The organism is Pelagerythrobacter marinus (assembly GCF_034375205.1).
In the GTDB taxonomy this organism is placed as follows: Bacteria; Pseudomonadota; Alphaproteobacteria; order Sphingomonadales; family Sphingomonadaceae; genus Pelagerythrobacter; species Pelagerythrobacter marinus.
In genome coordinates this window covers 3,228,477-3,243,411 of the sequence record NZ_CP139719.1, presented here as the reverse complement: position 1 = coordinate 3,243,411, position 14,935 = coordinate 3,228,477, and the positions used below count along the sequence as shown (strand labels likewise).

Here is a 14,935-nt window from a genome sequence, read left to right as displayed (position 1 = left end):
TATCGGGCGTGCTCGCGGCAGCATCCGGCGGCGCGTGTCGCGATCCGGCGCGAATCGTGCTACGATGCCCCCGGCGGGAGGGTTGCGAGAGGGAGAGCACGCATGCCCCAACCCGACCACGCCGTACCAGACCGCGCCCGGGCCGATCACGCCCCGATGGCAGAAATGAACACGACGCCGCTGATCGACGTCCTGCTCGTCCTGCTGATCATGTTCGTCATCACGATTCCGGTCGCCACCCATTCGGTGGACATGGACCTGCCGCGCGACTGCGCCGACTGTCCGGCAGTCGATCCCACGGTCAACCGGCTCACGATCGACGGGGCGGACCGGCTCGCCTGGAACGGCAGCATCGTCGGCGAAAGCCAGCTCGCCGCGCTGCTCGTCGCCGCGCGCGATCTCCCGCAGGAGCCGGAGCTCCAGTTCGAGCCGGCGGCATCGGCCAGCTACCGGGCCTCCGCCCGGGTGCTGCGGCTGGTCGAACGGTCGGGCGTCACGCGGTTCGGCTTCGTCGGGAACGCGAAGTACCGGACATTCGGCGCCCGCTGATCGGAGCCGGGAAACCGGTCAGGCCCGGTCGATTTCGTCCTCGGCCGGGTCGACCCGCATCGCCTCCGCCGCCAGCGTTTCGGCTTCGAGCAGCAGCTCTTCGTCCACCGCGCCCTGCGGCATGGCCTCGCGCCCGATCATCGTCATGACCGGCACCGCCAGCGGGCTGACCCGGTCGAGTTCGACATGCACGAGCTGTTCGGCCGAGCGTTCGAGCAGGTCCGCCAGCCGGCCGACATCGGTGAGGCGCGCGCGGGCATCGGCCCAGGCGGCTTCGAGCAGGACATGTTCCGGCTCGTACTTGCGCAGGACATCGTAGATCAGGTCGGTCGAGAAGGTCACCTGCTTGCCCGTCTTGCGCTTGCCGGGATGCTGCCGTTCGACCAGCCCCGCGATCACCGCGACCTCGCGGAAGGCGCGGCGCAGCAGGTGCGAATCGGTGACCCATTCGACGAACTCGTGCGCGAGGATGTCGGGCGAGAGCAGCGGGGCCGGATCGGCCACCGGTTTCAGGCCCCAGACCGCCAGCGAATAGTCGTTCGCGACGAAGCCGCCGGGCGCCAGCCCGCGATCTTCCATCCGGCGCGTGATCAGCATCCCCAGGCTCTGGTTCGCGTTCCAGCCTTCGAACGTGTAATAGACGCTGTAGTGCTTGCGCGCGTGGGGGAAGCTTTCCACCAGCAGTTCGCCCGGTCCGGGCAGGCGGCTGCGCCAGTCCTGCACTTCCAGCCATTCGCGCACGTCGTCGGGAAAGCGCGCCCAGCCGGCGCGATCGACCAGCATGGCCCGCACCCGGTCCGCCAGGTGGGTCGTCAGCGGCAGGCGCTGCCCGCCGTAGGAAGGGATCGTCGCCGAGGCGCGGGCGGCGCGCACGATCACGTCCATGTCCTTGATCTGCTCGACCTCCAGGCTCGTCCCGGCGAAGAAGAACGTGTCGCCGGGCGAAAGGGTCGCCGCGAACCGTTCCTCCACCTTGCCCAGCTGGCGGCCGTTGCGGAACCGGACGGTGAGCATTTCCGAATCGACGATGATCCCGGCGTTCATCCGGTGTCGCTGCGCCTGTTCGGGGTGCGTCAGGCGCCAGGTGCCCGCCGCGTCGCGCACGATCCGCTTGAACCGGTCGTAAGCGCGCAGGGCATAGCCGCCGTTCTCGACGAAGCCGAGCACGCGCTGCCACACTGCTTCGTCGACCCAGGCGTAGGCGAGGCTGGAGCGGATCTCGGCCAGCAGGGCCGCCTCGTCGAACGGCGCGGCACAGGCGCAGGCCATGACGTGCTGCGCCAGGACATCGAGCCCGCCCGGCCGGAAATCGTCGCCGTCGCGCCGCCCCTCGTCCACGGCCTCCTTCGCCGCGGTGGCCTCGAGGAATTCGAAGCGGTTGCCCGGGACCAGGATCGCCCGGCTCGGCTGGTCGAGGCGGTGGTTGGCCCGGCCGATGCGCTGCAGCAGCCGGCTGGAACCCTTGGGCGCCCCCATCTGGACGACGCAGTCGATGTCGCCCCAGTCCACCCCCAGGTCCAGGCTGGCCGTGGCCACCAGCGCGCGCAGTTCCCCCCGGGCCATCGCCCCTTCGACCTTGCGCCGCACCTCTTTCGCCAACGATCCGTGGTGGATGCCGATCGGCAGCTTGTCCTCGTTCACGTCCCACAGCAGCTGGAACACGAATTCGGCCAGGAACCGGGTGTTGGTGAAGACAAGCGTGGTCCGGTTGCGACGGATCTGGTCGTAGAGCTGCGGGATCGCCCAGCGCCCGGCGTGCCCGCCCCAGGGCACGCGCTCTTCCTCGGGCAGGAGGATCTCCACTTCGGCCGGCGCCCCCGGCTCGCCCTCGACCAGGCTGACCGTCTCGATCTCGCCCCAGGGGGCCAGCCATTCGCGGTAGCCCTCGGGCCGGGCGACGGTGGCCGAAAGGGCCGCGCGCTGCATCTGCGGCGCAATCGCCTGGAGGCGCGCGAGCGCGAGCGCCAGCAGGTCGCCCCGCTTGCCCGTCGCGAAAGCATGGACTTCGTCGATCACCACCCGCCGCAGGCCGGCGAACATCTCCAGGCTTTCGGGATAGCTGAGCAGGAGCGACAGCGATTCGGGCGTCGTCAGCAGGACATGCGGCGGGCGCCCGCGCTGCCGCCGCTTGCGATCGGCGGGCGTGTCGCCGCTGCGCGTTTCGATCCGCAGGGGAAGCCCCATGTCCTCCACCGGGGCGAGGAGATTGCGTTGGACATCGTGCGCCAGGGCCTTCAGCGGAGAGACGTAGAGCGTGTGCAGCCCGTCGGGCGCGGGCGCAGCGCCGAGGCGCGAGGGGCAGAAATCGGCCAGCGTCGGAAGGAAGCCGGCGAGCGTCTTGCCCGCGCCGGTGTCCGCCACCAGCAGGGCATGCCGCCCGGCATCGGCCGCTGCCAGCATCTCCGCCTGGTGGCGCCGCACGCGCCAGCCGCGGCCGGAAAACCAGCTTTCCACCTCGGGCGGAACGGCCGCTTCAGGCATCGATCGGGCCGGGGGTGCGCATCGCGTTCACTCCAGCAGATATCGCGGCGACACGAAAGGTTCCGGGCCCCGGCCCGGCCGGTCCCGCTGCGCCGGGCCGTCGCCTCTCCGCGCCCAGCCGACGCAACGATCGCGCCGGCCGCGCGTTGATTCAACGCAACAGGGTGTCGCGGCAGGGGGTCGCAAGGCCTCTTTCCGCGCCAGACCATTCGCTGTTTCACACCAGGCAGGAGATGCTTCACCATGGCTTATCGAAACGACGACCGCCGGCGCTATCGCGACGATCCGCGGCGCCACGAGAACGACCGCTATCGCGAACACGACAGCTATTACCGCCAGGCCGACCAGTTCGCGGCCGACGACTTCGGCCAGCAGGGCTATGCCGAAGGCCGCCACGACGACTGGCAGGGCGGCCAGATGGGCGACCAGGCCCCCTATCGCGGGGATCCGTATGCCGATCGCTCGCGCGACTATGGTCGCCATGCCGAGCGCGGCCGGCGCGAGGCGGATCGCCCGCGCCAGTCGGACTATGGCTCCAGCTTCGGCCCCTCGCGCTTCGACGCGCGCGAAGGGCGCGGGTTCAACAGCTTCACCGGCAACGACCAGGGCGGGGCGGACTTCGTGGCCGGCGCCCGCCGGCCCTATGGCGGCTACGGCCCCGGACTGGGCGGCTATTCGGCCGACTACGCCTCGGGCCGGTACGACGCCGCGCCGCACCCCGGCCATACCGACAGGTATGAAGATCGCGGCTTCCTGGAGAAGGCCGGGGACGAAGTGGCCAGCTGGTTCGGCGACGAGGATGCCGCCCGTCGCCGGCAGATGGACCATCGCGGCCGCGGCCCGGCGAACTATACCCGGTCCGACGAACGCATCCTGGAGGACGTGTGCGACGCGCTGACCGACGATCGCGAGCTCGACGCGCGCAACATCCAGGTCACGGTCAAGGACGGGGAGGTCACGCTCGACGGCACGATCGCCAACCGGTTCGAGAAGCGCCGGGCGGAGGACCGCGCCGACTGGGTTTCGGGCGTCAACCACGTGCAGAACAACTTGCGCGTCAGCGTGCGCGACCAGCGCGCGGAAACGGGCGAATCCCGCTCGGCCGAAGGCTGAGACATTCCTGCGGGCCGAAAAAGGGGGGGAGACGGGGCGCCTGCCCCTCTCCCCCCTCTCTCGTTTCGCCGCGCAATCAGTGGGCCGCCTGGGCCCCGCGTTCCAGCCCCGAGAGCGCGAGCTGCTCGTCGATCTGCGCCATCAGGCGCGCGAGCCCTTCCTCGCTATCGCTTTCCGCCCGCGCAACGAGGACGTCCTGCGTGTTCGATGCCCGCAGGAGCCACCAGCCGTCTTCGGTGGTGACGCGCACGCCGTCGGTGCCGTCGACGTCGGCCGGCCCCTCGGCCAGCCGGGCGCGGACTTCGTCGATCGCGGCGAACTTGCGTTCCTCGTCGACCTGGAAGCGCATTTCGGGCGTGTTGACCATCTCCGGCATTGCGCCGCGCAGCGCGGTGACCGACCGGCCCAGCCGCGCGCTTGCCGCGAGCAGGCGCACCCCGGCATAGAGCGCGTCGTCGTAGCCATAGTATTCGTCTGCGAAGAAGACGTGGCCGCTCATCTCCCCGGCCAGGGGAGCACCAGTTTCCTTCATTTTGGACTTTATCAGCGAGTGGCCCGTCTTCCACATGACCGGCTTTCCGCCGAGGTCGGCGACCTGGTCGAACAGCGCCCGGCTGGCCTTGACGTCGGCGATCACCGTCGCCCGCGGCTGCCGCGCCAGCAGGTCCTGCGCGAAGATCGCCAGCAACTGGTCGCCCCAGATGATCCGCCCCTGCCCGTCGATCGCCCCGATCCGGTCGCCGTCGCCATCGAATGCGACCCCGAAGTCGAGGTTCTTTTCCGCGACCATCGCGCGCAGGTCCGACAGGTTCTCCTCGACCGTGGGATCGGGATGATGGTTCGGGAAATTGCCGTCGACATCGGTGTAGAGCAGGTGGTGTTCGCCGGGCAGGCGCGCGGCCAGCGCCTCCAGCGCGGGGCCGGCCGCGCCGTTGCCGGCATCCCACCCGACTCGCAGGCCGTCGAACGCCGAGCGGTCGATCCCGTCGAGCCCGGCGAGGAGCCGATCGACATATGTCGCCATGATCTCGCGCGATTCGACTTCGCCGGTCCCGTCGCTCCAGGCCCCGTCGGCGGACAGGCGCCCGATCCGCTGGATATCCTGCCCGAAGAAGGCCCGGCCCTGGAATACCATCTTGAAGCCGTTGTAATTGGCGGGATTATGGCTGCCGGTTATCTGTATGCCGCCGTCCACGTCATCGGCTGAGGCTTCCGCGAAATAGAGCATCGGCGTCGGCCCCATGCCGATCCGCACGACATCGCAGCCGCTGGCGGTGAGGCCTTCGATCAGGGCATGTTCCAGCGTCGGCGAGCTGACCCGCCCGTCGTACCCCACGGCGACCTTGCTGCCGCCTGCCTCGCGCAGCAGAGTCGCGAAGCTGCGGCCGATGGCCCGCGCGTCATCGGGGCCGAGCGTTTCGCCGATGATGCCGCGAATGTCGTATTCGCGCAGAACGGTGGTATGGAACTGGTGCGCCATGCGTATCCTTCACGATTGGTCGAGCCCGCGACGGGGCAGATGATCGAGCAGCAGGTCGCGCGCGGCGTTGGCCTCGTGCACCTGCGCGGCGGTGCCGCCCCGGTCCGGGTGCACCACGGCGACCAAACGCTTGTGCGCGGCAATTATTTCCCCGTGATCGGCATTCTCGCACACGCCCAGCAGGCGGCGCGCGCGCGCGACCGCCTGGCCCCGCGCCGCACGCATCCGCAGGTAATCCCACGGCCACTTGCCGAAGATCATCCTGCAGCCGATCGACACGACCGCCGCGATGACGATCAGCCGCAGCACGCGTCAGGCCAGCTCGAGTTCGGGCGATCGGCGCGCCGGTTCGGGCAGGTGGAGCCCGGCGACCAGCGTGCGCAGTTCCTGCCGGGCGACGAGGTGGCTGGTGCCCAGTTCGCCAAGGTGGCCCTTGTCCAGCAGGGTGAGGCCGGAGGGGAACAGCTCGCGGTAGATCACGCGTTCGGACAGCCCGCGCGCGACGCGAAAACCGGCGCGCTTGGACAGTTCGGTCAGCGCGCGCTCGATCCGCTGCATGTTGCGCGCCTCGACGTGGCCGGTCCGGTTGCGCACGACGACCCAGTCGATCTCCTGCCGCCGCTGGAGCGCCCGCGTCTTGCGCGTTTCCCAGATCAGCTCGGCATAGAAGCTCAGCCGCCGAACCTTGAAGCTTTCCGCATCGACTTGCCCGATCAGGTCGAAATCGACGAAGCTGTCGTTGAGCGGGGTCACCAGGGTATCGGCCCCGGTCGCCGCGTGGCGGGCCAGCGGATCGTCGCGCCCGGGCGTGTCGACGACGATGAAATCCACGCCCGCGCCCAGCCGCTCCAGCGCGCCTTCCAGCTCGTCCGCGTCCTGCCCGCGGAAGACCTCGCAGTGCGCCCCGGGCAGATCGATCCCGCGGCGGCTTTCCGTCTCGCCCCGGTTCTCGAAATAGCGGTGCATCGTGCGCTGGCGCGAATCGAGATCGAGCGCGGCGACCCGCGCCCCGCGATAGGCCAGCGCCACGGCGACGTGGACCGCGGTGGTCGACTTGCCGGTCCCGCCCTTCTCGTTGGCGAAGACGATCCGATGGGGACGCTGGTCAGGCACGGGTGCAGGCTTCCTGTCTGTTGTCATTGCCGGGCGCCGGAGGCTAGGTGGCGCCCCGCCAGCTTTATCGGAGGCCCCCGGCCCGTGCAAACCGCGACCGAGCTTGATGTGTTGAGAACGGCCGTGGCCGAACTGCGCGACGGCGGGCGCGCGCTGGCCCTCGTGCCGACGATGGGGGCGCTGCACGAAGGGCACCTGACGCTGGTGCGCGAGGCGCGCAGGCGCGCCGACCGGGTCGCGGTGTCGATCTTCGTCAACCCGACCCAGTTCGGCCCGAACGAGGATCTCGATGCCTATCCGCGGCAGCTGGCCGAAGACGCGCGAATGCTCGAGGCCGAGGGGGTCGACCTGCTCTGGGCCCCGTCGGTGACGGCGATGTATCCCGCGGGCTTCGCGACCTCGGTTGCCGTTGCCGGCGTGAGCGAGGGGTTCTGCGGCGCGAGCCGCCCGGGGCACTTCGACGGGGTCGCCACGGTCGTATGCAAGCTGTTCAACCAGGTCCGGCCCGACCTCGCGCTGTTCGGCGAGAAGGACTGGCAGCAACTGGCCGTGATCCGGCGCATGGCGCGCGACCTCGATCTCCTCGCCCCGCGCGCCGACGCGATCGTCGGCGTACCGACCGTGCGCGAGGCGGACGGCCTCGCGATGTCGAGCCGCAACCGGTACCTTTCGGCCGAGGCCCGCGCCCGGGCCGCCACCCTGCCGCGCGCGATGCGCGAGGCGGTCGCCCGGATCGAGGCCGGCGAGGATGTCGGCCCGACGCTGGCCGCGCTGGCAGAAGCGCTCGCCGGGGCTGGCTTCGCCCCGATCGACTACGCCGAGCTCGCCGATGCCGAGAGCCTCGCCCCCCTTCGATCCCTCGGCCCGCGCCCCGCCCGCCTGCTCGTCGCCGCCCGGATCGAAGGCACGCGCCTGATCGACAACATGCCGGTCAGCCCGCGACCTGGCTGACAGCGCGATGTCATCGAAACACCGGACTATCACGCCGCAACAGTCCCGGATGGCGAGGCCGACCTCGGTTGGTCGCTGGCGGATCTCGCCGCGCAGTCCGGCATCAGCAAACCGATGCTGCAACGGTTCGAAGCGGGCAGCGGGGCGTGAAGGAAAGTACGATCGCGCAGATCGCGCAGAGGTTCGCGAATGCCCAGGTGCACATCGTGGAGAGCGGACCTTTCGAGGGCGCAGTCCATATCGGAACCCCGCCCAAGCCATGATGTGCCGCGGCCCTGTTATCCCCGGGCATCCTGGACGCGACGCAGGCCGGATACGAACGGAAGGGCTGGAGCGGGTAGCGGGAATCGAACCCGCATAACCAGCTTGGAAGGCTGGGGCTTTACCACTAAGCTATACCCGCTCGCTCCGAACCTTCCGTTGCCATCATCGGCGCGGATTCGCAATATCGCGTTTGGCCGCTGCGGCGCCTTTCCGGCAGGCTGACCTTGCCGCCCCCCAAGCAAATCCGCTTTTGCCGCGATCTGCCGATGCGCTAGCCAGCATGGCCGATCCCCAGCAGTGGCAGAACCTTTCTCATAACGTCATGCGTCGACTGACCCATCTCGAACGGCTCGAGGCCGAGAGCATTCACATCATGCGCGAGGTCGCGGCCGAGGCCGTGCGCCCCGTCATGCTCTATTCAGTGGGCAAGGACAGCGCGGTCATGCTCCACCTGGCGCGCAAGGCCTTCCATCCCTCGCCCCCGCCCTTCCCGCTGCTCCACGTCGACACGACGTGGAAATTCACCGCGATGTACGAGATGCGCGACAGGATGGCCGAGAAGGCGGGGATGGAGCTGCACGTCTGGCACAACCCCGAGGCGATGGAGCGCGGAATCAACCCGTTCGACCACGGCCCGCTCCACACCGACATGTGGAAGACCCAGGGGCTGAAGCAGGCGCTCGACCATTACGGGTTCGACGCCGCCTTCGGCGGCGCGCGGCGCGACGAGGAAAAGAGCCGCGCAAAGGAGCGGATCTTCTCGTTCCGCACCGCCAGCCACGGGTGGGACCCGAAGAACCAGCGCCCCGAGCTGTGGAACCTCTACAACGCGCGCAAGGCCAGGGGCGAGAGCATCCGCGTCTTCCCCCTGTCCAACTGGACCGAGCTCGACATCTGGCAATACATCATGGCCGAAGGGATCGAGATCGTCCCCCTCTATCTCGCCGCGCCGCGCCCGACCGTCGAGCGCGACGGCCTGCTGCTGATGGTCGATGACGAGCGCTTTCCGCTCGCGCCCGGGGAAGAGCCGGTCATGCGGTCGATCCGTTTCCGCACGCTCGGTTGCTACCCGCTGACCGGCGCGGTCGAGAGCGAGGCATCGACGCTGAGCGAGGTCGTGCAGGAAATGCTGCTGACCACCACCAGCGAACGCCAGGGGCGCGCGATCGACAAGGACGAGGGCGGCGCCGGGATGGAGAAGAAGAAGCAGGAGGGGTATTTCTGATGGCCCACGACGCTTCGCACGAACCGGCCTACAAGGCCGACAGCCTGATCGCCGAGGATATCGACGCCTACCTGGAGCAGCACCAGAACAAGGGCCTGCTGCGCTTCATCACCTGCGGCAGCGTGGACGACGGCAAGTCCACGCTGATCGGGCGGCTGCTTTACGATTCGAAGATGATCTTCGAAGACCAGCTCGCCAGCCTCGAGGCGGATTCGAGGAAAGTCGGCACCCAGGGCCAGGATCTCGATTTCGCCCTCCTAGTCGACGGGCTGGCGGCCGAGCGCGAGCAGGGCATCACGATCGATGTCGCCTATCGCTTTTTCGCGACGCAGAAGCGCAAGTTCATCGTCGCCGACACGCCGGGGCACGAGCAATATACGCGCAACATGGTCACCGGGGCTTCGACCGCCGATCTCGCGGTGATCCTGGTCGATGCGCGCAAGGGCGTGCTGGTGCAGACGCGCCGCCATTCCTACCTCGCGCACCTGATCGGCATTCGCCACCTGGTTCTGGCGGTGAACAAGATGGACCTGGTCGACTACGACCGCGAGACGTTCGACAGCATCGTGGCCGACTATCGCGCCTTCGCCGAGGAAATCGGGATCGAGGATTTCACCGCGATCCCGATCTCCGGCTTCAAGGGCGACAATATCACCGCCGCCCCTTCGCCGGCGACGCCGTGGTACGAAGGGCCGAGCCTGGTCGAGCATCTCGAGACGGTCGAGATCGCCAATGCCGCCGCGCAGGCGCGGGCGTTTCGCATGCCGGTGCAGTGGGTCAACCGGCCCAACCTCGACTTTCGCGGCTTCTCCGGGCTGCTGGCAGGCGGCACCGTCAAGCCGGGCGACCCGGTGCGCGTCGTCCCGTCGGGCAAGACCACGCACGTCAAATCGATCGTCACCTTCGATGGCGAGCGCGAGGAGGCCGTGGCCGGCCAGTCGGTCACGCTGACCCTGGCCGACGAGGTCGATTGTTCGCGCGGCGACGTGATCGCGGCCGCCGACGACCCGCCCGAGACGTCCGACCAGTTCGAGGCGACGATCGTCTGGATGAGCGACGAGGCGCTCAAGCCCGGGCGCGGTTACTGGCTCAAGCTCGGCACCCAGAACGTCACTGCCACGGTGCAGGAGCCCAAGTACGAGATCAACGTCAACACGCTGGAGCGGCTCGCGGCGAAGACCCTGGGCCTCAACGCGATCGGCGTCGCCGAGCTGCGGACCGAGCGGCCGATCGTCTTCGAACCTTATGCCGACAGCCGTACGCTGGGCGGGTTCATCCTGATCGACAAGATGACCAATGCCACGGTCGGCGCCGGCATGCTGCATTTCAGCCTGCGGCGGGCGCAGAACGTGCACTGGCAGCCGACCACGATCACGCGCGAAGACCACGCGGCGATGAAGAACCAGCGCCCCCGCGTGCTGTGGTTCACCGGCCTGTCGGGATCGGGCAAGTCCACCATCGCGAACGCGGTGGAGCAGAAGCTGAACCTGATGAACCGGCACACCTTCCTGCTCGACGGGGACAACGTGCGCCACGGGCTCAACAAGGACCTCGGCTTTACCGAGGCGGACCGGATCGAGAATATCCGCCGCGTGGGCGAAGTCGCCCGCCTGATGACCGACGCCGGCCTGATCGTGCTGACCGCCTTCATCAGCCCGTTCCGCGCCGAACGGCAGATGGTGCGCGAGATGATGGACGAGTGCGAGTTCATCGAGATCTTCGTCGATACCCCGCTGGAAGTGGCCGAGGCGCGCGACGTGAAGGGCCTGTACAAGAAGGCGCGCAGCGGGCAGCTGAAGAACTTCACCGGGATCGACAGCCCTTACGAGGAACCGGAGAACCCGGAAATCCGCGTGAACACCGTCGAGATGACGGTGGAAGAAGCCGCCGACTACATCATTTCCAGGATACTGCCGCTGAAATGACGATGACCGACGCCGAACTGGCCGCGCACCTGGCGCGCACTGCCGGCCGTATCCTGATCGAAGTGCGCGAAAGCGGCCTGTTCGTGGGCAAGCAGCTCGGCAGCGCGGGCGACGAGGTGTCGAACCGCTTCCTGCTCCACGCGCTGCGCGCCCAGCGGCCCGACGACGGTATCCTGTCGGAGGAAAGCCGCGACACGCTGACCCGGCTGGACAAGGACCGCGTCTGGATCATCGACCCGGTTGACGGCACGCGCGAATATGGCGAAGCGCGGGCCGACTGGGCGGTCCACGTCGGCCTGTCGATCGGCGGCGAGGCGAAAGTGGGCGCGGTCGCGCTGCCCGGGCTCAACGGCGGCGAGATCCTGCGCAGCGACCGCACCGCCCCGCCCGGGCCGGCACCCGAACGCCCGCGGCTGGTCGTCAGCCGAACCCGTCCCGCGCCCCAGGCCGAAGCGGTTGCCCGGGCGATCGGCGGCGAGCTGGTGGCGATGGGTTCGGCCGGGGCCAAGGCCATGGCGGTCGTACGCGGCGCGGCGGAGATCTACCTCCACGCCGGCGGGCAGTACCAGTGGGACAATTGCGCGCCGGTCGCGGTCGCGGCGGCGCACGGGCTGCACTGTTCGCGGATCGACGGCAGCCCCTTGCGCTACAACGGGCCCGACACCGCCCTGCCCGACCTGCTCATCTGCCGCCCCGAATGGGCCGAGCGGGTGCTGGAGGAAGTGCGCCGCGCCTCCTGAGCGCTAGCTGGCCGCGGCATCCTCCGCGGCGGCCGCGTCCGCCGCCGGCGTCGGGGTCGCTTCTTCGGCGGCCCCCGCGGCGTCGCCGGGCACGGCGATCGACACGTCGACCCGGCGGTTGGCGGCCCGCCCCGCCTCGTCCGGCGATCCGTCGAGGTGGGCATTGGGCGCGATCGGGCGCTGTTCGCCCAGCGCCACCACGCCGATCCGCTGCGGATCGACGCCGCGCTCGACCAGCCAGTCGCGCACCAGCTCCGCCCGGCGGCGCGATACGCGCAGGTTCGCCTCGTCATCGCCCAGCGAATCGGTGTGACCGCGCAGGACGATATCCCCCCCGGCCTCCATCTGCGGCGAATCCATGATCGCCTCCAGGTCCGCGAGCGCGTCGTCGGACAGCGTGTCGCCGCCCTCGGCGAACGTAACGCTGGCCTCCAGCGGCTCCAGCGCGGGCGCGATCCGCTCCACCTCGACGTCGGGCCGGATGATGGAGGCGGAGGTCGTCGTCGGCACGGGGCTCGGCTCGGGGGCGGGGGCCTCGCGGCCTTCGCATCCTGCCAGAGCGAGCGCGGCCGCGGTCGCGAGCCATCGTTTCATGCTTCTGGTCCTCTCGATCATGCCGGCTGGGCGCCCGGCTCGCCGCCGGCGGGCCGCCGCGTCGTTTCCCCCGCCGGCCGGCTCTTGGGCGGGGTGAAGGATATGATCGTGTCGCCGGGGCGCGGATCGGGCCGCATGGCATGGGTGAAGAAGCGCAGCGTGCCCCCCTTGCGCACCAGCAGGAGCAGGTGCCCCTCGTCGGGCAGGACCTCGCGCGCGTCGTCGAAGTCGAACTCGTCCGAAAGCTTGGTCTTGCGGAAGACCCAGCCCTTGGCCTGGCGCTCGTTGACGTCGGCGACGCCGAAGCCCGATTCGAACAGCGCGCGGCCGCGCAGCGACGCGGGGATCGCGTGCTTGTCCGCCTCGTCGGCGGATTCGCCCAGCTGATAGACGGTGTCGCGCCCGATCTCGTAGGCGAACTCGTTGCAGACGAGCGTGTTGTACGCCTCGTTATCGGTGGCCGCGACGAGCACCTGGAACGGCGAGAGGTCGAGATTGTGCTCGGTCGCCTCGTTGAGGATCTCGCCGTGGTAATAGGGCAGCCCGGCGCGGCGCGCGGGGGCCAGGCGCTGCCAGCTCGAATCGACGATCATCACCGGGGTCTTGAGCGACTGCATCTCCTGCGCCAGCGCGATCGTCCACGGCGTGCTGCCCACGATCAGCAGGCCCGGGCGGCTGGTCCCCTTCACCCCCAGCAACCGCGCGGCGAGATTGACGGTGAAACCGTGCGCGACGATCGTCGCCACGACCACCGCGAAGCTGAGGCCTATCAGCACTTCCCCGTCGGCATAACCGAGATCGGACAGGCGCAGCGCGAACAGGCCCGAGATCGCCACGAGCACGATGCCGCGCGGCGCGATCCAGGCGAGGAAGAGCCTCTCGTTCCACGGCACCGAGCTGAACAGCAGGCTGGTAAGGATCGTCAGCGGCCGGACGAGGAACAGCAGCGCGAGCAGGAACAGCCCGAAGCGCCAGTTGAGATAGCTGAGTTCGCTGTAGTCGAGCGAGGCGGAGAGCAGGACGAAGATGCCCGAGACGAGCAGGACGGCGATGTTCTGCTTGAACGGGTGGATCGAGCGGAGGCTGGAGACGTTCATGTTCGCCAGCGCCACGCCCATGACGGTCACGGCGACGAGCCCCGCCTCGTGCTCGATCTTGTTGCTGAGGACGAAGACGCCGATCACCATCGTCAGCAGCACGGGCACCTTCAGGTATTCCGGGATCAGCCCGCGCGGGAACGACCAGGCGACGAAGCGGGCGGCGACATAGCCGATGCCCGCCGCCAGGATCGCGGCGATGATCATCGGCGGCACCACGTCCACCACCGTCGCATCGGGCGCCGCGGCGACCATGCGGAAATACTCGTAGGCGATGACCGCGCAGAGCGCACCGATCGGGTCGTTGACGATCGCTTCCCACTTGAGCACCGCCGCCGGGCGCGGCTGGACGTTCGACTGGCGCAGCATTGGCAGGACGACGGTGGGCCCGGTGACGACCAGGATGCCGGCGAACAGGATCGCCACCGGCCAGACGAGGCCGGCGATGTAATAGCCGGCGAAGCTGCCCAGCAGCCACCCGATCGGCACGCCGAACAGCACCAGCCGCCAGACCGCGTCGCCGGCGTGGCGAAGCTCGCGCAAGTCGAGGCTCAGCCCGCCCTCGAACAGGATCAGGGCAACCCCGATCGCGACCATCGGCTCCAGCAGTTCGCCGAAGGCGTGTTCGGGATCGAACAGGCCGAGCACCGGCCCGGCGAGGAAACCCGCGGCCAGCATCAGGACGATCGCCGGCCAGCCGGTGCGCCAGGCAACCCACTGGGCGCCGATTCCCAGCACACCCACGAGGGCGATGACGAGTGCCTGTTCTTCCATCGTTTCGGAGTGTTCCCCTCTGCCGCCCCGAACCAACGCGCCAGCCGCGTTTTCTATCCCGCCGGCCCGCCGATCCCTCAGTCGCCCTCGAACTGCATCAGGGCCTCCACCGCGATCCCCTCGGCACGCAGCCGGTCCGCGCCGCCGAGATCCGGCAGGTCGATCGCGAACAGCGCCGCCGGAACTTGCGCGCCGGCCTTCCGCAGCAGCGCGGCGGCCGCCAGCGCCGTGCCGCCGGTGGCGATCAGGTCGTCCACGATCGCCACTTTCTGTCCCGCGGCCACGGCGCCGGGATCGATCTCCAGCCGGTCGGACCCGTATTCGAGCGCATAATCGGCGGAGATCGTCTCGACCGGCAGCTTGCCCGGCTTGCGCACCGGGACGAAGCCCACGCCGAGCGTGACGGCAACCGCGGCACCGAAGATGAAACCGCGCGCCTCCATCCCGGCGACCGCCTCCGCCCCGGCGGCACGCGCGCGGTCCGCAAGGTGCGCCACCGCGGCGGCGAAGCCTTCGCCGTGGCCGATCAGGGTCGTGATGTCGCGGAACCGGATGCCCGGCGCGGGGAAGTCCGGCACGGTGCGGACGATAGCCTTGAGTTCGTCGGTTGTCATCATGCCCAATGCGAA

14 protein-coding genes and 1 tRNA gene are annotated in these 14,935 nt (G+C 69.3%); 7 read left to right on the top strand and 8 right to left on the bottom strand.

Annotated features, from left to right (window positions below; translation table 11 throughout):
• The first annotated feature begins 102 nt into the window (after nt 1-102).
• Nucleotides 103-549 (top strand): ExbD/TolR family protein, encoded by a 447-nt coding sequence (locus T8T98_RS15850; RefSeq protein WP_251104501.1) that lies wholly within the window; start codon nt 103-105, stop codon nt 547-549.
• A gap of 18 nt (nt 550-567) precedes the next feature.
• On the opposite strand, the gene T8T98_RS15845 is transcribed toward T8T98_RS15850, so the two are convergent.
• A complete protein-coding gene (locus T8T98_RS15845) occupies nt 568-3,030 on the bottom strand; it encodes a ligase-associated DNA damage response DEXH box helicase (protein WP_251104502.1) in 2,463 nt (820 codons plus the stop codon).
• A gap of 243 nt (nt 3,031-3,273) precedes the next feature.
• Here T8T98_RS15845 and T8T98_RS15840 point away from each other — a divergent pair, with 243 nt between their 5' ends.
• Nucleotides 3,274-4,143 (top strand): BON domain-containing protein, encoded by an 870-nt coding sequence (locus tag T8T98_RS15840; protein WP_251104503.1) that lies wholly within the window; start codon nt 3,274-3,276, stop codon nt 4,141-4,143.
• A 76-nt stretch (nt 4,144-4,219) separates the two neighbouring features.
• Here T8T98_RS15840 and pgmG read toward each other — a convergent pair whose 3' ends face one another.
• The 3 genes from pgmG to T8T98_RS15825 are packed head-to-tail and all read right to left on the bottom strand — an operon-like array spanning nt 4,220 to nt 6,763.
• Nucleotides 4,220-5,623 (bottom strand): phosphoglucomutase/phosphomannomutase PgmG, encoded by a 1,404-nt coding sequence (gene pgmG, locus T8T98_RS15835; RefSeq protein WP_251104504.1) that lies wholly within the window; start codon nt 5,621-5,623, stop codon nt 4,220-4,222.
• 9 nt (nt 5,624-5,632) lie between these two features.
• Nucleotides 5,633-5,932: a J domain-containing protein gene (locus T8T98_RS15830; RefSeq protein ID WP_251104505.1), complete on the bottom strand. Its 300-nt coding sequence runs from the start codon at nt 5,930-5,932 to the stop codon at nt 5,633-5,635.
• 3 nt (nt 5,933-5,935) lie between these two features.
• A complete protein-coding gene (locus T8T98_RS15825; RefSeq protein ID WP_407675051.1) occupies nt 5,936-6,763 on the bottom strand; it encodes a division plane positioning ATPase MipZ in 828 nt (275 codons plus the stop codon).
• Between the two features lie 57 nt (nt 6,764-6,820).
• On the opposite strand from T8T98_RS15825, the gene panC reads away from it, so the two are divergent.
• Together panC and T8T98_RS16345 are read left to right on the top strand one after the other, a co-directional pair.
• Entirely contained in the window at nt 6,821-7,687 is an 867-nt protein-coding gene (gene panC, locus T8T98_RS15820; protein ID WP_251104507.1) for a pantoate--beta-alanine ligase, read from the top strand.
• 12 nt (nt 7,688-7,699) lie between these two features.
• Nucleotides 7,700-7,837, top strand: coding sequence for a helix-turn-helix domain-containing protein (locus tag T8T98_RS16345; protein WP_407675129.1), 138 nt, complete (start codon nt 7,700-7,702; stop codon nt 7,835-7,837).
• A gap of 179 nt (nt 7,838-8,016) precedes the next feature.
• On the opposite strand, the gene T8T98_RS15815 is transcribed toward T8T98_RS16345, so the two are convergent.
• Nucleotides 8,017-8,090 (bottom strand) — tRNA-Gly (locus tag T8T98_RS15815).
• Nucleotides 8,091-8,273: 183 nt separating this feature from the next.
• Here T8T98_RS15815 and cysD point away from each other — a divergent pair.
• Genes cysD through T8T98_RS15800 form a run of 3 tightly spaced genes read left to right on the top strand, consistent with a single transcriptional unit; the run spans nt 8,274 to nt 11,841 of the window.
• Entirely contained in the window at nt 8,274-9,176 is a 903-nt protein-coding gene (cysD, locus tag T8T98_RS15810) for a sulfate adenylyltransferase subunit CysD (RefSeq protein ID WP_251106021.1), read from the top strand.
• A complete protein-coding gene (cysN, locus tag T8T98_RS15805) occupies nt 9,176-11,101 on the top strand; it encodes a sulfate adenylyltransferase subunit CysN (protein WP_251104508.1) in 1,926 nt (641 codons plus the stop codon). The genes cysD and cysN overlap by 1 nt, the downstream gene beginning before the upstream one ends.
• Before the next feature lie 2 nt (nt 11,102-11,103).
• Nucleotides 11,104-11,841, top strand: a complete 738-nt coding sequence (locus tag T8T98_RS15800) for a 3'(2'),5'-bisphosphate nucleotidase CysQ (RefSeq protein WP_251106022.1) — start codon at nt 11,104-11,106, stop codon at nt 11,839-11,841.
• 3 nt (nt 11,842-11,844) lie between these two features.
• On the opposite strand, the gene T8T98_RS15795 is transcribed toward T8T98_RS15800, so the two are convergent.
• The 3 genes from T8T98_RS15795 to T8T98_RS15785 all read right to left on the bottom strand — a co-directional run bounded on the left by T8T98_RS15795 (nt 11,845) and on the right by T8T98_RS15785 (nt 14,920).
• Nucleotides 11,845-12,435: an OmpA family protein gene (locus T8T98_RS15795; RefSeq protein WP_251104509.1), complete on the bottom strand. Its 591-nt coding sequence runs from the start codon at nt 12,433-12,435 to the stop codon at nt 11,845-11,847.
• Between the two features lie 17 nt (nt 12,436-12,452).
• Nucleotides 12,453-14,306, bottom strand: a complete 1,854-nt coding sequence (locus T8T98_RS15790; protein ID WP_251104510.1) for a cation:proton antiporter — start codon at nt 14,304-14,306, stop codon at nt 12,453-12,455.
• Nucleotides 14,307-14,383: 77 nt separating this feature from the next.
• Nucleotides 14,384-14,920, bottom strand: a complete 537-nt coding sequence (locus T8T98_RS15785; RefSeq protein WP_251106023.1) for an adenine phosphoribosyltransferase — start codon at nt 14,918-14,920, stop codon at nt 14,384-14,386.
• Nucleotides 14,921-14,935: the final 15 nt, after the last annotated feature.